The following is a 19,638-nucleotide window of genomic DNA, read 5'->3' on the forward strand; positions in this document are numbered from 1 at the left end:
AATGGAAGAAAAATCGAACGTCCTCAAATATAAATCGCTAGGTATCTACACACAAAATGAAAACGTCGTGTATATGCGGCAAGATTGCCATGTCTGTATTTCGGAAGGTTTCGAAGCATTGACCCGTATACGTGTATCGAATATGAGTACCTCGGTAATTGCAAGCCTCCATATCATTACTTCGGATGTACTTAGACAGGGCGAAATAGGGCTGTCAGAGGTAGCGGCAAATAAACTCAAAGTATCGGACGGCGAAACGTTATACGTGTCCCATTTGGAACCCATAGAGTCATTGAGTTTTGTAAGGGCAAAAATTTATAATCAAAAGCTCGATTATACAGCTTACAAGGACATCATCACGGATATCATCGAAGGCGATTATTCCAATATCCACCTATCGGCATTCATTACGGCCTGTGCCGGCGACCGAATGGATATCAATGAAATCTCAGACCTTACCAAGGCGATGATAAGATCGGGAAAGCAATTGAATTGGAACAAGGAAATAGTGGTGGACAAGCACTGTATCGGTGGATTGCCTGGCAATAGAACCACGCCCATTGTGGTTGCCATTGCTGCCGCCTACGGGCTGACCATGCCCAAAACGTCCTCACGGGCCATTACCTCTCCGGCCGGTACGGCCGATACCATGGAAGTATTAACGAATGTTAACCTTTCTGGCGAAGAAATCAAACGTGTCGTAGAACAGGATGGCGGCTGTTTGGTCTGGGGCGGCACTGCCGAATTAAGCCCAGCGGACGATATTCTTATAAAGGTGGAAAAAGCCTTGGATATTGATAGCGAAGGACAACTGATTGCCTCGGTATTGTCTAAAAAAGCGGCCGCTGGTGCTACCCATGTAGTAATCGACATCCCTGTGGGAGAAACGGCCAAGGTGCGCAGTGAAGAAGCCGCAAGAAAACTTAAGGAACATATGGAAGCTGTAGGCAATTCGGTGGGGCTCAAAATAAAAGTGGTCATTACCGATGGGAGTCAGCCCGTGGGAAGGGGTATCGGCCCCAATTTAGAAGCAATTGATGTTTTAAGTGTTTTGCAAAATGAAGAGGATGCACCACAAGACCTTAAAGAACGGGCATTATTGTTGGCGGGGCATCTCTTGGAACTATCGGAAAAAGTGAAACCCGAAAAAGGCCTTGAAACAGCGAAAGAACTGCTGGAAAGCGGAAAAGCCTACAAAAAATTCGAGGCCATATGCAAGGCCCAAGGAAGATTTTCAAAAACCTATGTTGCCCCTTATCAATTTGAGATGCATGCACCTAAACGTGGTACGGTCAAAAAAATAAACAATCGAAAGATTGCAAAACTGGCAAAACTATCGGGGGCACCACAATCTAAGTTGGCAGGTATTTCAATGAATGTACGCTTGGGCCATGAAATAGAAAAAGGAGAGTCGCTCTACAAACTCCACGCTGAAACAAATGGGGAATTGAACTATGCTCTGGAGTACTACCAGAATCACGATGATATCATTGTAATTGAATGAGCTATGGACGAAAAAGACAAAATATTGGTAATCGGGGGGTACGGTACCGTTGGGGCCATCGTGTCGCGACAGCTTGCTTTGAGATACCCTTCAAAAATTATCGTTGCCGGCAGGAACAAGTTGAAGGCCGAAAATTTTATTCAAAGGAAAGGACTCATTGCCAAAGCCATTTCCTTGGACATCGAAAATGAAAGATTCGAAAATGTAAACTTTAGTGAGATACATACAGTCGTGAACTGTATAGAGACCATGAATATTTCTTTTATTCTCGAATGTATCCAGCTTAATATAAATTACACGGAGGTTGGCACCTCCTTCATGACACACAAACGATTTTATGAAATATCGGATTATATTGACAATGCGGATTGCTTGGTTATTCCCAGTGTTGGTTTGGTGCCGGGTCTTTCCAACATTTTTGCGTTTAACGGTGCCAAACAATTTTCCGAAGTAGATGAAATACATACCTATGTGATGCTTGGCCTTGGAGAGGCCCATGGAGTTGATTCTATTCGATGGATGTTGGAAAAGGCTGCCAGTACCTTCAAGATAAAGACAAAGGAGGGCAGTGTTGCCGTGAAAGGTTTTACCCGACCAAAATCGACCAAGTTGTTGAACGAACAGAGGGAACGTACTTTTTATCTGTTCGATTTTTCGGACCAACATACCATTCCGCTCATTGTGAACACCGAAGCCATAGATACTAGAATTGCTTTTGATTCCAAGGTTGTTACCTATTTGTTCTCCCTGCTCCAGAAAGTGGGTGTCTCGAAGTGGTATAAAAACCTAAGCCCGAAAGGATTTAAAAAGATCTTGGATCTCGCTCAGATAGGATCGGAGCAATTCGGCTTGCAAACGGAGATTAAGGGAAAGGACGGTTTAGGGACCCAATGGGCCATGAAGTATTTGGCAACCGGCAAGAACGAGGCCATGGCAACCGCAACGGTTACCGCCTATACAGCAGAATTGATGTACTTGAAGAAGGGGCAAAAAGGATTCAAACATATTGAAGAAGTCTGCGATTTTGATGAATTGAAGGCCTATTTGGAAAAACATAATATTAGAATTTTAAATACTAACGATCATGAAAACGATACTGTTCAGCCTTCCAGGGAATCAGGAACTTACGAAACTTCTAGCTAAAAAAATGAATGCAGAGATCGGGGAATGCTCGTTGCGTAAATTCCCTGACGGCGAATCCTACACACGTATCCTTTCTGATGTGAAAGGAAAATGTGTTGTAATGGTCTGTACCCTGCACGAACCGGACGAAAAATTGTTACCACTCTACTTCTTGAGCCATACGGCCAAATCATTGGGCGCAATGTGCACCTGTTTGGTGGCACCCTATTTGGCATATATGCGTCAAGACAAAGTGTTTCATGAAGGGGAAGGGGTTACCTCTACGTTTTTCGGAAAATTGATTTCAGGATTTGCCGATAGCATCACTACCATTGACCCGCATTTGCATAGAATAAGTTCTTTGGGTGAGGTATACGATATTCCGAATAGGGTTATTCATGCCGCGGATGCCATCGCCAAATACATCAAGGAAAATATACACAATCCGGTACTGATAGGCCCTGATTCCGAAAGCGAACAATGGGTCTCAGATGTGGCAAAAAAAGCAGGGGTCCCGTTTACCGTATTGCAAAAGGTTCGTCACGGCGACCGCGATGTTGAAGTTTCCGTACCCGATGTGGAGAAATATAAAGAATCTACCCCGGTCTTGGTGGATGATATTATATCTACGGCCCGGACTATGATCGAAACTACAGAGCATTTGAAAAATGCCGGAATGAAACCAGCAATATGCATCGGTATTCATGCCGTTTTTTCCGGAAATGCATATCAAGACCTTTGGGATGCCCATATTGAGAATATCATTACATGCAATACAATTCCACATCAATCCAACGGCATTGACCTAAGTGATATCATTGCCAAAGAAGTAGCAGAACTGATGCACCATACATGAAAATAGGCTTTTGTATATCGACCCTTTTATTCGTATCCCTTTCGGCGCAAGCCCAGAAAGAAATGCTTATCGGCCAATTGGTCAATAGATCTGTGGTTCGAGAAAATTTCGATGAAAATGGAGTTTTTCTGAACAAGCAAACCTTTCAGGGGGGAACGTTAAAAGAAACGGATGAATATTATGAAATTGAAGTGGTAACCGAGCTATTCGACAGAGATGGAGATTCTACGGATAAATATTCTACCAACTATCGTTGTAGGCCCGATGAAGCCAGCGTAATGGTAATGGCTTTCCCCTTTTTCAATCCAAAATCAAAGGTAACCGAAATCAACACCAACTCCGAGAATTTCAATGAGCTGTACGATTTGGATAATTTGGAAGATGTCGAACTGGAAATGAGTTTCGATTCAGGGTTACTGGACTTCTTTGGCTCAAAAAGCAAGATCAAAATTTATGATCGGATTTTGGACTCTAATGGAACCGGTAAAAGCATCAGATCCAGACTCAATGTTAAGGCCTATGCAATAGGCATACGTTTTAAACAGCTAAACTATGTCGTAAATGAAGATCTGAACGGTAAAGGATTGCTGTCCTACCAGAAATTCACAGAAGAAGACGGCAGCTATTTTACAATGACCTATAAATAAGAATCAATGAAAAGTTATGATACACTTTCCGAAGCGATACAAGACCTTCAAAAAAGGGGCTATACCTATGATTTCAATCTAAGGCCACTTTGTTTGATATGCCCATCCCTAAAATTAGAGCTACACCCTGAAGACTTTGAGGTAGATGAGATACATCGTTTTGAGGGTATGAGCAGCACCGATGACAATAGTGTTCTCTACGCCATTTCTTCCAAGAATGGAGTAAAGGGAACTTTAGTGGATGCCTATGGTGTGTATGCCCGGAATATTTCAGAATCCATGCGAAAAAAATTGATATAACCCTAAAATAAAGCTATATGGAAAATCACGAACATCATGATCACGAAAAATTGAACTCCGGGAAAGAGGACCACTCCAAGATGGATCATTCCAAAATGGACCATGCAAAGAAAGAACACGGGAAAATGGACCACTCAAAAATGGATCACAAGGGCAACGATCATTCAGGTCATAACCCCGGCCACGGGCAAATGGGCCATGACCATCATAAGATGATGATTGCCGACTTCAGAAAAAGGTTTTGGGTGACTTTGTTACTAACGGTTCCCATCTTGTTTCTCTCACCGATGATCCAAGAATTTTTTGGATACGACTTTTTGCTTCCCGGCAATCCGTACATCCTATTCGCCCTATCCACCATAGTCTATTTCTATGGTGGCTGGCCCTTCCTGAAGGGATTTTGGTCCGAGATCAAAAAAGGTTCGCCCGGCATGATGACCCTGATAGCCATGGCCATAAGTGTTGCCTATTTCTATAGTTCCGCAACGGTCTTTGGCTTGAAGGGCGTCGATTTCTTCTGGGAATTGGCTACCCTGATCGCCATTATGCTCCTTGGACATTGGATTGAGATGAAAAGCGTACTCGGAGCATCAAAAGCTTTACAATTATTGGTCAGTATGATGCCTGCTGAAGCGCATCGGGTAAAAGGGGAAACCATTGAAGACATCAAATTGGAAGATTTATTAAAAGATGATGTCATCCTAGTAAAACCAGGAGAAAAAGTACCTGCTGATGGGATCATTGTGGAAGGCTCAAGTTACCTGAACGAATCTATGTTGACAGGGGAGTCAAAACCAGTTAAGAAGGAGTTGGACGATAAGGTAATTGGCGGTTCAGTAAACGGCAACAGTACCTTAAAAGTCAAGGTAGAACATACCGGTAAGGACAGCTATCTCAACAAAGTAATCAAGATGGTAGAGGAAGCACAGAAAACCAAATCCAAGATGCAAAACCTATCCGATAGGGCCGCTAAATGGCTTACCTATATTGCGTTGGCTATTGGTTTTGGCACATTGGCCGTATGGCTTATTTTGGGCTTCCCATTTGTGTATGCCTTGGAACGAATGGTTACGGTAATGGTCATTGCCTGTCCGCATGCCCTAGGTCTTGCCATTCCATTGGTGGTGGCGATTTCCACTGCAGTTTCCGCGCAGAACGGGTTGTTGATCCGTAATAGGACTGCATTCGAGGAATCCCGCAAGATTTCGGCATTGCTGTTTGATAAGACCGGCACCTTGACCAAAGGGGATTTTGGGGTTACTAGAATTGAATCGGTAGATATAGGGTATTCTTCAGCTGAAGTCCTGCGGTTGGCAAGTGCCCTGGAACAAAGCTCCGAACATCCCATTGCGGTCGGAATCATAAAAAAGGTAAAGGATGACAAGATAGCCATACCAAAACCTAAAAATTTCAATGCCATTACAGGAAAAGGAGTGGAAGCGATAGTGGAAGGCAAGGAAATAAAGGTGGTAAGCCCCGGTTATCTACGGAACGAAAAAATAACCATTCCCGAGGATGCCTATAGCGATGCGGCCGAAACGGTAGTTTTCGTTTTAATAGATGGAACGTTGGCCGGCTACATTGCCCTTGCCGATGAGATCAGGCCGGAATCCGCTGAAGCCATCAGAGTATTCAAAAAGAACAATATCAAAGTGTTGATGGCTACTGGGGATAATGAAAAAACCGCTAAGGCAGTAAGCGACAAACTTGGTCTAGACGGTTATTATGCCGAAGTACTGCCCCACCAGAAAGTGGAAATCGTAGAAGAATTGCAAAATAAAGGGGAATTTGTGGCTATGACGGGAGATGGGGTAAACGATGCCCCTGCATTGGCAAAGGCAAATGTTGGTATTGCGGTGGGATCCGGTACTGATGTTGCCGCCGAGACTGCCGATATTATTCTGGTCAACAGTAACCCACAGGATATCGCCAACCTGATCTTATTCGGGAAGGCCACTTATAACAAGATGATCCAGAACCTTATTTGGGCCACCGGCTATAATGTTGTTGCCATTCCGCTGGCGGCCGGGGTATTATATTCCTCGGGATTTGTTCTGGGTCCAGCCGTCGGCGCGGTCTTTATGAGTTTGTCTACCATCATTGTGGCGATCAACGCCCAATTATTAAAAAGGAAAATCGGTAAAAAATAATGAACAGAAAAGAAAGGCTCAACAGGATATTTCTGGTTCTATTGAGCCTGTTCGTGGTAATGTTGGGGTATGGTATTCTACTGCCCATTCTTCCCTATTATACGGAAAGATTGGCATTAAAGGATAATCTGGATACCGACCTGATCAACTTCCACGTAGGGATGTTAACCAGCATTTATCCATTTTTTCAACTGGTATTCGTAATCGTGTGGGGCAGACTCTCCGATAAATATGGTCGTAAGCCCATAATTTTGGTGGGCCTCATAGGATTTATGGTGATGAACCTGTTAACGGGTCTGGCCACTTCGCTTGCGATGCTATATGTAGCCCGTATCTTGGGGGGAATATTTACTTCCTCGGTGATCCCTGTCTGCAACGCCTATCTAAGTGATATTACCTCGGAAAAGCGCAGAATCAAGATAATGGCATGGTCCGGGGTCGCGATCAGTTCCGGTCTTATTTTTGGACCTGTGCTAGGGGGCCTGTTGTCCCGGACAAACGTTCACTTGAAATTTTCTTTTGGGCTATTTCATTTTGACCGATTTTCTGTTCCATTTCTTTTTGCCGCGGTATTGGGTTTGATCGTATTGTTCGTTATTCTAAAATGGTTAAAGAATACAGTGATCGTAAAGCAGCTCAGGGATAAAACGATAAAATTCAATTTCACCTTTAGTAGCTATTTTGTGATCTTGTTACTGCTATCATTCGTAATGCAATTTGTGGTTACCCTATTTGAAACCGTCTTTTCGATTTATGGCAAGGACAAACTGGCCTTCAATAGTGGCCAAGTCGGGATTGGATTCATGTTATGTGGTTCGGTGATGGCGGTCTTACAGCCTGTTTTTGCCACTTATGGTGAAAAGATAATGAGCTCGAAACAGCAAATTACAGTAGGCCTATTGATAACCGGACTTTCGCTTATTGTGTTCCCATTTTTGAGCAATGAGCTAGCGGTATACGGCCTGATAGTAGTATTTGCTAGTGGTGGGGCAATGGTAACCCCAAATCTGCTTTCATCGGTCTCTCTGATATCCAAGGAGAATACAGGAAGAAACATTTCCATACAAAGCTCCACGAACAGCGTCGGACAGATTTTGGGACCCGTATTGGGCACATGGTTGCTTTCGGGCGGTTTTTATTATCCTTTTATGATGGCTGGAGTTATAGTTTTGTTTGCTATAGGATTGGTGTATTATTTAAGAATTTGAAATAAAGGTAGTCCTAATGATGTGATCAAAAGTAACTTTATACTATATGAGATATGAAAACTAGAGCAATTTGTTTATGGGTCTTGACCATATGGATTGTGTTTGCTTGCAATAGTGATGACCAAAGTTCTCAAGAATCTGATAATCTTGCTTTTACCGTTGATAATTTAAAAGGCGATTGGAAAAGGACGGCTCAATTCATTGGTCAAGCAAACGATACCTTAGGAAATTTGGAACCAACAGAGGATTTGTTTTCCCAATTTGAAGTTTGTCGTAAGGATGATATGATTCGCTATCAGAAGGGAGATGAGCAAACGGAAAATATGTATTTCTGGGGAATTGGGGAAATTGCATGCCATAGCCAGATAGCCAACTCCTTTCTTGAAATAGGTACTTGGGACTTAAATGAATCCGGGAAACTCACCCACTCATATTTGGATGTTAACGAGCCCTTTATGGTGGTTAAATTAAGGAGTCAGCAACTGCAGGTTAGAAGGGAATCGGGAGTGGAATCAGCCGAAGGTACAATCTATGAGTTCACAGAATATATACGTGCTAGATAAAATTATTTGCATCGGTCGAGCCATTAAATTAAAAGGAGAAGCTAAATAGGGGCCATCTTTTTCTTAGCACTCCATTTCGGTCTATCAACAGAAACAAGTCACCTCTTTTGATAGACCGAAATGGAATTCTCCTTAAAATTTGTAATGTATAGATATTCCATATCCAATAAAACATCCGTAGGATAATTTATCCCTTCTTCCAAAACTTGAAACAGTTGCCCATCATAACCATAAATCAAAACACGATCGTTCTCTTGATCTGTTACCGCTATTTCCTGACTATTCAAAGCAATACCAGAGGCCACGTTTATTTGGTCATTTAGACCAATCGTCTTTAAGTGTTTTCCACCAAAACCAAAGACCTGAACCCTGTGATTATAGGCATCCGCTACATATACTTTCGCCTCTTTTAGCTTAACATCTATTGGATAGTACAGTTCGTCCTCCTTGTGGCCCTGCTTGCCAATGGTAAAACTTTCATTCGGTGTCTGTACTAGAATCCGATGATTGTAAAAATCCGCTATTAGAATACTATCCCCATATACCGAAACACCGGCCGGGGCCTGTGGTCGTTTATTGATTTTCAAGGGGCGGGAGTTTCCCATTTTATATTGCCAGATGGTGTCGGTCAAAAATTCGGGGATATATAGTGCTCCCTTGTCAAAATGTATGTTCATTGGCCGTTGGATACCGGTGATTGAATCTAATACCTGCCCATTCATGGCAATTTTATATAAACGAAAATGATCAGGATCCGAAAACCAAATGGTTTCCCCGTCCTTGGCCAATGCCAAGGGACGGGATTCTATGGGTAGCATAATTTTCCTTTCGAAATGCCATTGTTTTTTAACCTTTTTACAACTAGATATGACAAGAAGCAAAAAAACAACGGGGAAGATGTACACCTTTCTAAAATTCATACCAAAAATTTACTATCATAGAAATTAAAACCAGGGATGTAATTATCCATAGAGACCAGGAGTTGATACCACGATTGATTTTACCATCTTGGCACGATTTCCTCCGGCAAAGCCTCTTCGAACCTTCAAAATTTTTATAGTGTGCGACTCCAAGGCTGCCAACCGAAAATAGGGTCAGATAGATCTCAGCGGGGTGTACCCATTGAAAACCTCTACTTATAAATCCCAATCCGGCCACCACAGAAAGCAATGCGGGAATGAAACAACACATCAAGGGAAGAACGGCAGCAAGCAAACTGGAGCTCACTAACATTTTGACGAAAGACTTCATAAAAACTTATTTAACTTTTGTGAGTATTATGGCCCATCGGCCCGAAAGGTTTCCATCCTCCTCATCTTCTACCGTACCACTTACAGTTGCCATTCCAGGAGTCAATGCTTGCACTAGTTCAGTCGGTGAATGCTGCGATATATCAAATAGCTCTTGGCCGGTTTCAATTACCCACAGCCCGTTTTCCTTCTTCACGGTTCCTGAAATGGTGATTTGGGCTTTCTTTGCTGAAAATCCATTTTTTTTCACTTCTTCCTGAATGTCTTGTAATGTGAGTTTATTTTCAGTTGCCAGTTCCAAGTAGGCCTTCCCGTCGTTAAGACTTACACGAACATATTTAAGACCTTCCATCTTTTTCAACCCCCGCTCCAGGCCATAGGCACAAGGGGCACAATCCATTCCATATACTTCTTGGTCAACTTTGGTGATCTGTGCATGCGATGTGCCGATGCCAAATAACCCAATTATTGCCAACATTGTAATATCCTTCATTTTTTTGCTCTTTTAGATTTTGTCTTTATTTATAACCAGTAACTTAAATTTATCGCTATCCGATAGTTTTCCTTTATGGTTCCTGGTGTCAAATCCTGTACAACCGGAAACAAAGCCCCGAACGATACTCCCCAGGCCCCGTACAGTCCCAAAAATGATGGGCCTGCCAAAACCTTCGTACTCCGCGAACCGGAATAATCCTGTTGCCCCGAATATTTATTATTACCCGGGAATTCGACCAGCGATTCGATGAAGATGCGCCAATCAGGTTTCGGGTAATCGCCCATAAAAATATTGGGGCGATATCCTACCACCGCACTTGCGTAGGGTAAGTCGCCCAGCCGTTCGTTGTTTTTTTTGAAATAGTACTGATATCCTCCCCCTATCCAAGCATACCATATGCGGGAGGCATAGCCCGTTGAAACGGCGGCGTGTACCGAGTTGCCCACATTGACCTGCCCACGCTCGTTATCGGTCGGAGCGGAAACGCCCACAATGGCGGTGGACTCGAAACGCTTGCCCACTCCGAATGCATTGGAAAAGAAACGGTACCAAAGTGATGCCTCGATATCGCCGTTGGCAGGCATATTGCTGTTTCCCCGTGTTCTTGGGGTATTGTCATGGCGTTCGATCATTGTAGGGGTTGTCAAATTTACCTGTAGATCTTCCGTAATACCATAGGAGAACAAGTAGCGTAGCATATACGAAGTTTCGTTTTCCGTACCTAGGCTCATACCGGCCACGTTCAAATCGACACCACCCTTTGCAAGGGTCGGTGTCTGCAGGCCGTAAAGCGGCCCGTGGCCCTGGGCCATCGCTGTTCCCGCTATAAGCAATAACCCTATTGTTGCCGAATACTTGATATTTCTTGATAGCGATATAAATTTTTTGAAGCACATGGTTATCTAGGTATTTTATAAAGATTGCCCTATTCCGGCTTCTATCAATTTTTCCTTGGAAATCGCTGAATCCTTACAGCATTCGAGCAATTTTCCATTTACTGCCACGGCAGGTATTTTGTTGACCCCGTATTCGTTCATCTTGGTAAGACACGTCTTATCATCGCATTGTTTTACCAAATCGTATGTTGTTACTTCACATTCATCACAGGCCAGTTCCTCAATCATTTTAACCACTGGGTCACATACGGGGCAGTTGGCTGTAAAGACTTCTACTTGACGTTTCATAATCTCTTTTTTTTTATTAATATTTCATTTATAATGGCTTATCAATTAAGCACGGTACAAAGGTAGGTGGGTGCCTGGGGTGGTCTCCAAATAATATTTCAAAAAAAATGACCCATAGTTTTGGGCCATCAAACGGGGGTTGTTTTTTCGCGAGTTCTATTCTTCGTTAAAGTCTTCCAATTTGGATTTGAGCATGGCAATTTCTTTCATTTTGTCGGTAAGACTGTCCAGCTCCAAATCAGGGAACTGTTTCCGTATAAATTCAATACGGTCTTCATTACCACAATCTCCAGGACAAGCTTCCACGGTTTCTGAAATCTTGATTGCCAAGGCTTTTCTGTAAGTTTCGTCCAGTAACAGGAAATGGGCCTTGTCCAAACCCTTTTGTGCTGCTTTGAACTGTATCAGTATCTTTTCAGGGTCGGTATCCTCGTCCAGCATTTTAATGAGGCCGCTAAGTTGCCCATTGATACTTTGTAACCTTGTTTTTATGTCCTTACTTAAATCCCGTGGTATCATTGATTAAAATTTTATTGCAATGTAAGTATGCTCGTAGGGTGGTCTCCAAATATTTTTTCAATTTTATTAGCAACATTTTAAACCTTCCTGAATAGGTGGACAGGCCACAGTTCCGTAAGAACAGAATACGCAGCAATGGCCTTCTTTTGGTTTTAGTATTTGTTTGCAATTATCACATTCATAAAAGAATTGACAGGCGGTGGTTGGCATTTCTTCTGCCTTTTTGTGGCCGCATTCAGGGCAGGTAATCGTGGATTTTAATATAGTAGTTTCCATAAATAATAGTTAGAGCATATAGGTTAGGTCGGATGCCATTGTAGGGTATGAAAATATCATTGTCCTTAAATCGCTTATGGTCATCTTGGCCTTTATCGCCATTGCAAAAAGATTTATTGTTTCTTCACAGTAAGGTCCAATAAGATGCGCGCCCAAAATGGTATTGTTATTTTTATCGATGATTGTTTTAAAGGCATACTCATCCACATTCAGGCGTCTCGCATTGAACCAATTATCCACTTTTTCAAAATTGACATTGACATCATATCCCTTTTCTTTGGCTTCATCTTCCAATAGGCCAACGGTTGCCATAGTGGGCAAAGTAAAAACCACGGAAGGCATTGGGGGATAATTGACTTTTTTCTGGTTCCCCTTGATGATATTTGAAGCCACGACGTGTCCTTCCAATACAGCTACGGGTGTTAGGGGCAATCCTCTTGAATTCGCTGCATCGCCAGCTGCATATATGTTCGCGTTCGATGTGCTCTGAAGGTATTCGTTGACCTCTATGCCCTTTTTTGAGAAGGATATACCTGCTTTTTCCAATTCTAAATCAAAAATGGCTGGGGGACGACCAGCGGAATTAAATACTGCTGCCGATTTGTAATTAGTTTCCTTTCCGTTTGAAATTCCTGTGGTTATGTAGTTGCCATCTTTACGTTCAATTTTAGAGACTTCGGTTTCAAGAACAAGCTTGATACCTAAATTACGTGTGGCAGCGACCAAATGTTTTACAATATCCCGGTCAAAGTTTTCCAACGGACGTTTACCTCGATGTACTATCGTTACCTCGGCACCGGAACGTGCGGCAATATGAGCGAATTCAAAAGCAATATATCCACCACCGATGAAAAGCAGGGATTCTGGTAATTCCTTTAGGTTTAGGAAATCCGTACTCGTTTGAGCAAGCTGTCCGTCATCAAAGTCTAAAACTTTTGGTTTTGAACCTGACGCAATTACAACTTTATCAGCTTGAATGGTCTCGTCACCTACACTTAAGGTATTTTCATTTATAAACGTAGCGGAACTGTGAAAGGTATCGATGCCGTTCTTCTCATACCCTTTTTCTATTTTCTTCGGCATTTCATCGACAAAGGTCTGTTTGAACGCAATTATATCCTTCCAGTTGATATTCGGAATGGTATCAATGCCTTTCCCTTTAAGTCTTTTAGCAAAGTCGCGTACTTCCGTGGCACCGATAATCACTTTTTTTGGGTCACAGCCTCGTAGGGCACAGGTGCCACCATAAGGCAGTTCATCTGTAATGCCCACCGAAAGACCTTTTGAAGCGCATTTATTGGCGATTGTCATACCTGACATACCCGAACCAATAATGAAAACATCATATTTTTTCATCTACTTATTTTCTTTAGTGGTTTTCTCGACAACTTTATAGCCGGTGCTTTCTATAGCTTTTCGGATTGCAGGCAAACCGGTTTTGGTCTTGTCAAATTCCACTATGGTATTGGCATTTTCGTAGCTGGCTTTGACCGAAATAATTCCATCCAGCTTATTGACTTCGTTTTCTACGTGTGCCTCACAGCCTGCACAGGTCATTCCAGCGACTTCAAAAGTCTGCTTTTCGATATTGGATTGAGAGACATAGACGATATCCTTGGTGGGTTGTGCATAAAAAAGGTTGGAATAGTACGGGAAGGCCAGCATCAATGCGGCGAATAGTGTTACTATCAATAAGAACCGTGTGGATTGCCAAAATGATGGGTTCGAATCATCTTCACAGGCGCAATCTATTTCTTCCTGTGTTTTCGGTCGTAGTTTCTGATACCAGGCAAACACCAAGACAATAATGGTCAAGCCGATAAGGTAGGGTCTAAATGGCTCGACCCAAGAAAAGGTAGATGCAATTCCGCTTGTTCCAGCAATTAATGCCAAGACAGGGGTTATACAACATATTGATGCTGCAACTGCGGTAAAAATGCCGGTATAGGCCGCGGTGTTTAAGGTTTTATTCGGTGCCATAATGTAAACTTTCTAAGCTGTTTTCTTTCTTGCTGAAATTGAATTGAAAATTCCATTCAAAACATTGTCCTCACTCTTTACCAGCGAATAATATAATGTTTGCCCCTCACGTCTCGATAAAATAATTCCTGCATCCTTCATTTTACGGATATGTTGGGATACGGCAGGAACACTCATTTCAAGAATGTCAGCAATATCGCAAGGGCACAATTCATTCTCTATATTCAATAGGAATAGAATTTTCAGTCGTACCTCGCTTCCTGCAAGAGACAAAATTTTGCTTATTGCTTCTAAGCTACACGAAGAATTCTCTATGGTTTCCTTGCATCTCGATATTTGCTTCTTGTCTGCTTCGTTCCGTGTACAAATTATTTCCAAGCTCATCTTTTTTGATTTAAAGTGTTCACAAATATATCATTATTATATTATTTAAGCAAATACTTAAATATATTTTGTTGTTACACTTGAATACATTGTTCAAGCGCGATATGACTGCTTTGAAATCAGGCGGATTTAAGTTGATAAATAGGATATCACTTTAAAAATAGGTGCTGATCCCAAAATACCATGTTGCAGTTTTTGAGGCAGGATTGTTTAAAATATCCTGCTGCCATTGGTATCGATAGTTAATCCTTAGAACGGTCTGGGGTGACGGCCTGAAGCTCAAGGCAGGGGTCAAAGCGAATAGGTCATCGCCAATATCCGTATTGGTCTGGGCAAACCTGCCGATATTGTAATCCACATAATCCGTCCTGAGCGAAAGGTTCAATATCGCATCTTCCCAATCCAATATTTTCGTTTTTAACACCGGTTGGATAATGTCGACAAAAAAGCCCGCCTGTTGATTTCCAAATTGCTGTGTGAAGGTATCCGGTACCCCTATCCAAATGTAGGCCATCTCACCTACGAGCCTTGTTCCGGTTTTGTTGATGGTCGTATTTAGGTCTAAAGCCAGTACATCGACCCGCCTTGATTCAGTGTCAACTTGAAGTCCATCTATTTCTTCCCTGTTGTATGTGCCTCCCATATAAGAGATGCCCAGTTCTCCTACTTTACGATGTTTAATTGCCAATTTTCCATTTAAGAGCGGGCTCCCACTAAAATTATCTTCAAATCGCGCAGAATTTTCCTTGACAGCCACTAAAGAAGTCCTTTCTTCTTCGTTATTGATAATGCTAGTGTCAAAACCATTGGTTAGATACCCTTCATATCCCAAGGTCCAATCTCCCTTATACGTCTTTCCATATATGCCAAATCCGGCATTGGAGAAAGTGGCGGGCAACAAATTGGTGCTAACATCCGGTCGCTCCACGAATTCCCATTTCGGACCGTCATGATTTTGATTAAATGAGCCGATGGGATTCAATACAATTCCACCTCGAAGATTGAGCAAGGGATGTAAGGCGATATCCATTGAGGCAAATTCGATGGCGATTTCCTCGGTTCCGTTTTCAAATTCCAACTCAGTCAAAAACTTAATGCGCTTCGATATGGATGCCGAAACGAAAAGAGTCAATCTCCTAGCCTGAAAAGATAACCCTTCTGACAATCCATCCTCAATGCTATAGATTGAGTTCGCCTCCAGATAACCACCCAGATTGACCGGAAATTTATCAAAAGTCAAAAAGGGGCGGTCATAGACTGCATCCATATTCATCGATGCCCTGATACTGTCTTTATCGCTGATTTGGGCGCTAATGGTCAAAACGCAAATATTCACTATGAAAAGAGCAGTATATATTTTAGGAGACATGTATATAGATATGTTCATTATCGGTTGTTATTAGGAATGACTTCAAGTTTTCTTCTGCGGGCCCTTGCATGACCCCGCCCGAGCGATCAAATTCACTGCCATGACATGGACAATTATATATGCCCCCACCAATGTTGAGTTCGCAGCCTCTATGGGTACATTGCATTAAACTGGCCGTATAGTCTTGATTCAGAGTTTTGAATATGCCTATGGGATATTGCATGGAATCGCTTTGGATGACCACAAAATCCCGCTCTATTTGTTTCCCACCTTTTATCTGTTTAAACTCACCCTTTGATATTCTTAACATTCCCTCTTCCTCAGCAAAGGAGGCATAGTATAGGCCCGCACAGCTGTGGAGTAAAAAGGAGGAAGCTGGGAGGACTGTCGCCAGATATCCCAAACGCTTGATGAATTCTTTCCTGCGCATCTATAGGGAACTAATGAATTTTATCAATTGTGATTTTTCTTCGGGCGTTAATGAGAGGTACTGAGCCTTTGAATTATTTGCCTCGCCACCGTGCATTTCTATGGCCTCCTCAATACTTGAAGCCCTTCCGTCATGTAAAAGGAATAGTTGTCCGCCTTGGGAATTGGGGGACAGGCCGATTCCCCATAACGGTGGAGTTCTCCATTCGGAGGTCTCAACATTGCCCTCTGTGAATCCATCATCAAGACCAGGCCCCATATCATGTAACAGTAAATCCGTATAAGGATGGAACTCCTTAAAGGACATAGATTCAATGGGAGAAAACCCCGTTGTCAGGGTCGGTGTGTGACAAGCTGCACATTGTATGGATTGGAAAAGCTCTTTTCCGGCTATAACATCCGGATCTGTCTGGTTTCTAGGAATAGGAGCTTTAAGAGTTTTAAGGTAAAATACCACGTCATTCAAAGTCTGGGTACTTATCTCTGGATCTTCTTCAAGACCGCTGAAGGGGTCAATGGGATCAAAAAGAGAGGTTATGCCTATATCTTGATTATACGCACCTACGGTCTGGTGCAACAAATCATAGCTATTGGCCTTCTTACCAAACCTGAAGATGTAATTGTCTCCAAGTGAAACACTATTTTCCCGGATTTCAGTGAATTCAGGAGGAATATTATAGTGGGGCCTTCCGCTAATTCCATCTCCATCCTCATCCATTGGGTCGGCCAAGGCCAGAATATCCCCATCAGGAACTGCATCCAACAGGCCCAATCCAGTGACTGCAGGGGCCACCAAAATAGAAAAGGGCACACCATCGGGCACGGTTTCAGGCTCAAAACCTGGTATGGCCTTATTTTGAATTTGGTTCCTGCCATCGCCGATAGTTGGCATTGAGGGTAGGACCACATCATTGTTGCCAAACCTGATAAGTTGGTTGAAAGGATGGCCCTTGCCATCCCCTGAATGGCAGCTAACGCAGCTAGTCCCGACAAATAATGGGCCAAGGCCATTTTCAACGGTAAAGACGTCATCGTTAAAAGCTATGTCGCCAGCTAAAAACCGTTTTTGCTCGCTTATGGACAGGCCATCGATAGGTCCATCCAACAGCTCAAATTCCATAGGTTCCTCGGGTCCCAATTTTTCACAGCCACAAAGCAGAAGTAAAGAGATCCCAATAAAAATATAAATTATTTTAGACATTACTATAAAAATATATATACGAATATAATTATATTTTTAGATAAGTCTAAATATTTCTATGTAATTCACAGAGCAAAACTTATGGAATCTTTGGAAGTTCTGCGTTAGTGGATTATGCAATTAATATATTTTATTAGATACTATCAGTTGTCCCGAATGAAAAAATGATTTCTTTATTTAGATTTAGTATGACCTTAATCCCACGTCATCCGCTGCAACCGAACCGCATTGAAAATTGCCAAAAGTGCAACCCCCACGTCGGCAAAAACGGCTTCCCACATCGTGGCCAGGCCACCTGCACCTAGAATGAGTACTATTACTTTTACTCCGAAGGCCAAACCAATATTCTGCCAGACAATTCGTCGCGTTGAACGACCAATTTTAATCGCTATTGCAATCTTGCTCGGTTGGTCGGTCTGTATGATAACATCGGCTGTTTCAATGGCAACGTCGCTACCCAAACCACCCATCGCAATACCCACGCCACTTGCTGCCAAAACTGGTGCATCGTTTATGCCATCGCCGATAAATGCGACTTTTGTTTCAGGTTGTTTTTTAAGCTCTTCGACTTCATTCAGTTTATCTTCGGGTAACAACCCACCTTTTGCCCAATCGATGTTTAATTCTTTTGCAACCTGTTGTGTAATTGAGTCCTTATCACCTGATAGCATTATAATCTTGGAAATTCCGGCATCCCTAATCTGTTTAATGGCTTGGTGCGCATCATCCTTTAGTTCATCTGCAATGGTTACATAACCTGCAAACTTTCCATCAATGGACACCATAACAATTGATTCTACAATACCATCTGTTGCCGAAGGGACTTCTATATTGTTTGAGGTCATCAAAGCTTTGTTTCCTACAAGCACCGTCTTCCCGTTGACCGTTCCTTTCAAACCCTTTCCGGCAACCTCTGAAACATCAGTAGCCTCATAATCCGAACCGTCAGCTTTATATTCGAGAATCGCTTTTGCAATAGGATGTGTGGATTGTTCTTCCATCGCCATCAGGTACTTCATAAATTCGGCTTCCTCAAATGTAATTGAATTGATTATCTTGATTCTAAAAACCCCTTTGGTTACAGTTCCGGTCTTATCCATTACGACCGTGTCCACTTGCGTCATTGTATCTAGAAAGGATGCACCCTTAAACAGAATACCGTTTCGCGATGCCGCACCCAATCCGCCGAAATAACCCAGGGGAATGGAAATGACCAGCGCACAAGGGCACGAAATAACGAGAAATATCAATGCTCGATATAGCCAATCCCTAAATACATAATCATCCACAAAAGAGGAGGGCAGAAACGTCAGGCCGATTGCCAAGAATACAACGATAGGCGTATAAATCCGCGCAAATTTTCTAATAAACAATTCCGTCTTTGATTTTCTGGCAGTTGCATTCTGTACCATTTCCAGAATTCGTGCAATGGAACTGTCCTTAAATTCCTTAGTAGTCTCGATTTCGATTACCCTATCGAGATTAATACTACCTGCAAAAACAGTATCGCCTTTAGCAATAGTATCAGGTTTGCTTTCGCCTGTCAAGGCAGCAGTATTAAAAGAACCCTTTTCGGAAAGCAGAATGCCATCAAGTGGAACTTTTTCACCTACACGTACCTGTATCTTTTCGCCAATCTCAACAGTCTCGGGATTTACTGAAACAATATCGCCATCACGATATACCAATGCCTCGTTCGGACGGACATCAAGTAACGCTTTGATGTTTCCTTTTGCCCGGTTGACCGCTGAACTTTGGAACAGTTCGCCCACGGCATAGAACAGCATCACGGCCACACCTTCCGGATATTCCCCAATGGCGAATGCTCCCAGAGTGGCAATCGACATCAAGAAAAACTCGGTAAAGAAATCGCCTTTTTTGATGCTGTTCCAACCTTCCCTGATAACTGGAAATCCTACCGGAATATAGGCCACCGTATACCATACGATCCTGATCCATCCTTTGAAAAAGGGGAATGCCTCAACGTAATCTATGGCAATCCCTGCAATCAGCATCACAAAGCTGAAAATAGATGGCAAATAGGTTCTAAAATTTGATGCTTTTTCAGGATTGCCATGGTTATACCCGTCCTCGTGTGTATGTTCGCCCTGATGTTTTTTTGGGTCTATGTCCCGTAGGTTTACTTTTTTCTTTTTCATAATTTTTGCAATGTCATCCTATTTTTGATGCAACGGAAGTG

At 42.5% G+C, this 19,638-nt stretch carries 21 protein-coding genes; 8 read left to right on the plus strand and 13 right to left on the minus strand.

Going from position 1 to position 19,638, the window contains the following annotated elements; genetic code table 11:
• Position 1: 1 nt before the first annotated feature.
• Genes ACA086_RS08535 through ACA086_RS08570 form a run of 8 tightly spaced genes read left to right on the plus strand, consistent with a single transcriptional unit; the run spans position 2 to position 8,350 of the window.
• Positions 2 to 1,504, plus strand: coding sequence for a thymidine phosphorylase family protein (locus tag ACA086_RS08535; protein ID WP_371002906.1), 1,503 nt, complete (start codon positions 2 to 4; stop codon positions 1,502 to 1,504).
• 3 nt (positions 1,505 to 1,507) lie between these two features.
• Positions 1,508 to 2,647 carry a hypothetical protein gene (locus ACA086_RS08540; protein WP_371002907.1) on the plus strand — a complete coding sequence of 380 codons (1,140 nt, stop codon included), beginning with the start codon at positions 1,508 to 1,510 and terminating at the stop codon, positions 2,645 to 2,647.
• Positions 2,589 to 3,482: a ribose-phosphate pyrophosphokinase gene (locus ACA086_RS08545; protein ID WP_371002908.1), complete on the plus strand. Its 894-nt coding sequence runs from the start codon at positions 2,589 to 2,591 to the stop codon at positions 3,480 to 3,482. Before ACA086_RS08540 ends, ACA086_RS08545 begins: the two co-directional genes overlap by 59 nt.
• On the plus strand, positions 3,479 to 4,129 hold the full coding sequence (locus ACA086_RS08550; protein ID WP_371002909.1) for a hypothetical protein: 651 nt from the start codon (positions 3,479 to 3,481) through the stop codon (positions 4,127 to 4,129). Before ACA086_RS08545 ends, ACA086_RS08550 begins: the two co-directional genes overlap by 4 nt.
• A gap of 6 nt (positions 4,130 to 4,135) precedes the next feature.
• Positions 4,136 to 4,429: a phosphoribosylpyrophosphate synthetase gene (locus tag ACA086_RS08555; protein ID WP_371002910.1), complete on the plus strand. Its 294-nt coding sequence runs from the start codon at positions 4,136 to 4,138 to the stop codon at positions 4,427 to 4,429.
• A gap of 17 nt (positions 4,430 to 4,446) precedes the next feature.
• Positions 4,447 to 6,579 (plus strand): copper-translocating P-type ATPase, encoded by a 2,133-nt coding sequence (locus tag ACA086_RS08560; protein ID WP_371002911.1) that lies wholly within the window; start codon positions 4,447 to 4,449, stop codon positions 6,577 to 6,579.
• Positions 6,579 to 7,787, plus strand: coding sequence for an MFS transporter (locus ACA086_RS08565; protein WP_371002912.1), 1,209 nt, complete (start codon positions 6,579 to 6,581; stop codon positions 7,785 to 7,787). The genes ACA086_RS08560 and ACA086_RS08565 overlap by 1 nt, the downstream gene beginning before the upstream one ends.
• A gap of 53 nt (positions 7,788 to 7,840) precedes the next feature.
• Positions 7,841 to 8,350 (plus strand): hypothetical protein, encoded by a 510-nt coding sequence (locus ACA086_RS08570; protein WP_371002913.1) that lies wholly within the window; start codon positions 7,841 to 7,843, stop codon positions 8,348 to 8,350.
• A gap of 98 nt (positions 8,351 to 8,448) precedes the next feature.
• Here ACA086_RS08570 and ACA086_RS08575 read toward each other — a convergent pair whose 3' ends face one another.
• From ACA086_RS08575 to ACA086_RS08635, 13 genes are all read right to left on the minus strand, one after another.
• Positions 8,449 to 9,168, minus strand: a complete 720-nt coding sequence (locus ACA086_RS08575; protein WP_371002914.1) for a hypothetical protein — start codon at positions 9,166 to 9,168, stop codon at positions 8,449 to 8,451.
• A 439-nt stretch (positions 9,169 to 9,607) separates the two neighbouring features.
• Complete coding sequence (locus ACA086_RS08580; RefSeq protein WP_369748923.1) at positions 9,608 to 10,093, minus strand: heavy-metal-associated domain-containing protein; 486 nt, start codon at positions 10,091 to 10,093, stop codon at positions 9,608 to 9,610.
• 29 nt (positions 10,094 to 10,122) lie between these two features.
• Entirely contained in the window at positions 10,123 to 10,992 is an 870-nt protein-coding gene (locus ACA086_RS08585) for a hypothetical protein (protein ID WP_371002915.1), read from the minus strand.
• A 15-nt stretch (positions 10,993 to 11,007) separates the two neighbouring features.
• Positions 11,008 to 11,280 carry a thioredoxin family protein gene (locus ACA086_RS08590; protein ID WP_371002916.1) on the minus strand — a complete coding sequence of 91 codons (273 nt, stop codon included), beginning with the start codon at positions 11,278 to 11,280 and terminating at the stop codon, positions 11,008 to 11,010.
• 156 nt (positions 11,281 to 11,436) lie between these two features.
• Positions 11,437 to 11,799 (minus strand): metal-sensitive transcriptional regulator, encoded by a 363-nt coding sequence (locus ACA086_RS08595; protein WP_369748926.1) that lies wholly within the window; start codon positions 11,797 to 11,799, stop codon positions 11,437 to 11,439.
• A gap of 66 nt (positions 11,800 to 11,865) precedes the next feature.
• Positions 11,866 to 12,075 (minus strand): GDCCVxC domain-containing (seleno)protein, encoded by a 210-nt coding sequence (locus ACA086_RS08600; protein ID WP_369748927.1) that lies wholly within the window; start codon positions 12,073 to 12,075, stop codon positions 11,866 to 11,868.
• 9 nt (positions 12,076 to 12,084) lie between these two features.
• Positions 12,085 to 13,431, minus strand: a complete 1,347-nt coding sequence (locus ACA086_RS08605; RefSeq protein WP_371002917.1) for an NAD(P)/FAD-dependent oxidoreductase — start codon at positions 13,429 to 13,431, stop codon at positions 12,085 to 12,087.
• The gene (merTP, locus tag ACA086_RS08610) at positions 13,432 to 14,055 is read right to left on the minus strand and encodes a mercuric transport protein MerTP (protein WP_371002918.1); all 624 of its coding nucleotides are present in this window, start codon (positions 14,053 to 14,055) and stop codon (positions 13,432 to 13,434) included.
• 12 nt (positions 14,056 to 14,067) lie between these two features.
• Positions 14,068 to 14,439, minus strand: coding sequence for an ArsR/SmtB family transcription factor (locus ACA086_RS08615; protein ID WP_371002919.1), 372 nt, complete (start codon positions 14,437 to 14,439; stop codon positions 14,068 to 14,070).
• Positions 14,440 to 14,593: 154 nt separating this feature from the next.
• The gene (locus ACA086_RS08620; protein WP_371002920.1) at positions 14,594 to 15,760 is read right to left on the minus strand and encodes a hypothetical protein; all 1,167 of its coding nucleotides are present in this window, start codon (positions 15,758 to 15,760) and stop codon (positions 14,594 to 14,596) included.
• A 37-nt stretch (positions 15,761 to 15,797) separates the two neighbouring features.
• Positions 15,798 to 16,238, minus strand: coding sequence for a ubiquinol-cytochrome c reductase iron-sulfur subunit (locus ACA086_RS08625; protein ID WP_371002921.1), 441 nt, complete (start codon positions 16,236 to 16,238; stop codon positions 15,798 to 15,800).
• Positions 16,239 to 17,438, minus strand: a complete 1,200-nt coding sequence (locus ACA086_RS08630) for a di-heme oxidoredictase family protein (protein ID WP_371002922.1) — start codon at positions 17,436 to 17,438, stop codon at positions 16,239 to 16,241.
• 194 nt (positions 17,439 to 17,632) lie between these two features.
• Positions 17,633 to 19,597 carry a heavy metal translocating P-type ATPase gene (locus tag ACA086_RS08635; protein ID WP_371002923.1) on the minus strand — a complete coding sequence of 655 codons (1,965 nt, stop codon included), beginning with the start codon at positions 19,595 to 19,597 and terminating at the stop codon, positions 17,633 to 17,635.
• Positions 19,598 to 19,638 lie beyond the last annotated feature (41 nt).

It is taken from the genome of Muriicola sp. E247 (genome assembly GCF_041358175.1).
Lineage (GTDB): Bacteria > Bacteroidota > Bacteroidia > Flavobacteriales > Flavobacteriaceae > Muriicola.

What these genes read in the sequence shown, in the direction of transcription:
- merTP (WP_371002918.1), bottom strand. Translation starts at nt 14,055, where the DNA reads ATGGCACCGAATAAAACCTTAAACACCGCGGCCTATACCGGCATTTTT.
- ACA086_RS08590 (WP_371002916.1), bottom strand. Translation starts at nt 11,280, where the DNA reads ATGAAACGTCAAGTAGAAGTCTTTACAGCCAACTGCCCCGTATGTGAC.
- ACA086_RS08585 (WP_371002915.1), bottom strand. Translation starts at nt 10,992, where the DNA reads ATGTGCTTCAAAAAATTTATATCGCTATCAAGAAATATCAAGTATTCG.
- ACA086_RS08545 (WP_371002908.1), top strand. Translation starts at nt 2,589, where the DNA reads ATGAAAACGATACTGTTCAGCCTTCCAGGGAATCAGGAACTTACGAAA.
- ACA086_RS08560 (WP_371002911.1), top strand. Translation starts at nt 4,447, where the DNA reads ATGGAAAATCACGAACATCATGATCACGAAAAATTGAACTCCGGGAAA.
- ACA086_RS08550 (WP_371002909.1), top strand. Translation starts at nt 3,479, where the DNA reads ATGAAAATAGGCTTTTGTATATCGACCCTTTTATTCGTATCCCTTTCG.
- ACA086_RS08555 (WP_371002910.1), top strand. Translation starts at nt 4,136, where the DNA reads ATGAAAAGTTATGATACACTTTCCGAAGCGATACAAGACCTTCAAAAA.
- ACA086_RS08565 (WP_371002912.1), top strand. Translation starts at nt 6,579, where the DNA reads ATGAACAGAAAAGAAAGGCTCAACAGGATATTTCTGGTTCTATTGAGC.
- ACA086_RS08570 (WP_371002913.1), top strand. Translation starts at nt 7,841, where the DNA reads ATGAAAACTAGAGCAATTTGTTTATGGGTCTTGACCATATGGATTGTG.
- ACA086_RS08595 (WP_369748926.1), bottom strand. Translation starts at nt 11,799, where the DNA reads ATGATACCACGGGATTTAAGTAAGGACATAAAAACAAGGTTACAAAGT.
- ACA086_RS08635 (WP_371002923.1), bottom strand. Translation starts at nt 19,597, where the DNA reads ATGAAAAAGAAAAAAGTAAACCTACGGGACATAGACCCAAAAAAACAT.
- ACA086_RS08615 (WP_371002919.1), bottom strand. Translation starts at nt 14,439, where the DNA reads ATGAGCTTGGAAATAATTTGTACACGGAACGAAGCAGACAAGAAGCAA.
- ACA086_RS08630 (WP_371002922.1), bottom strand. Translation starts at nt 17,438, where the DNA reads ATGTCTAAAATAATTTATATTTTTATTGGGATCTCTTTACTTCTGCTT.
- ACA086_RS08535 (WP_371002906.1), top strand. Translation starts at nt 2, where the DNA reads ATGGAAGAAAAATCGAACGTCCTCAAATATAAATCGCTAGGTATCTAC.
- ACA086_RS08600 (WP_369748927.1), bottom strand. Translation starts at nt 12,075, where the DNA reads ATGGAAACTACTATATTAAAATCCACGATTACCTGCCCTGAATGCGGC.
- ACA086_RS08540 (WP_371002907.1), top strand. Translation starts at nt 1,508, where the DNA reads ATGGACGAAAAAGACAAAATATTGGTAATCGGGGGGTACGGTACCGTT.
- ACA086_RS08575 (WP_371002914.1), bottom strand. Translation starts at nt 9,168, where the DNA reads ATGCTACCCATAGAATCCCGTCCCTTGGCATTGGCCAAGGACGGGGAA.
- ACA086_RS08580 (WP_369748923.1), bottom strand. Translation starts at nt 10,093, where the DNA reads ATGAAGGATATTACAATGTTGGCAATAATTGGGTTATTTGGCATCGGC.
- ACA086_RS08605 (WP_371002917.1), bottom strand. Translation starts at nt 13,431, where the DNA reads ATGAAAAAATATGATGTTTTCATTATTGGTTCGGGTATGTCAGGTATG.
- ACA086_RS08625 (WP_371002921.1), bottom strand. Translation starts at nt 16,238, where the DNA reads ATGCGCAGGAAAGAATTCATCAAGCGTTTGGGATATCTGGCGACAGTC.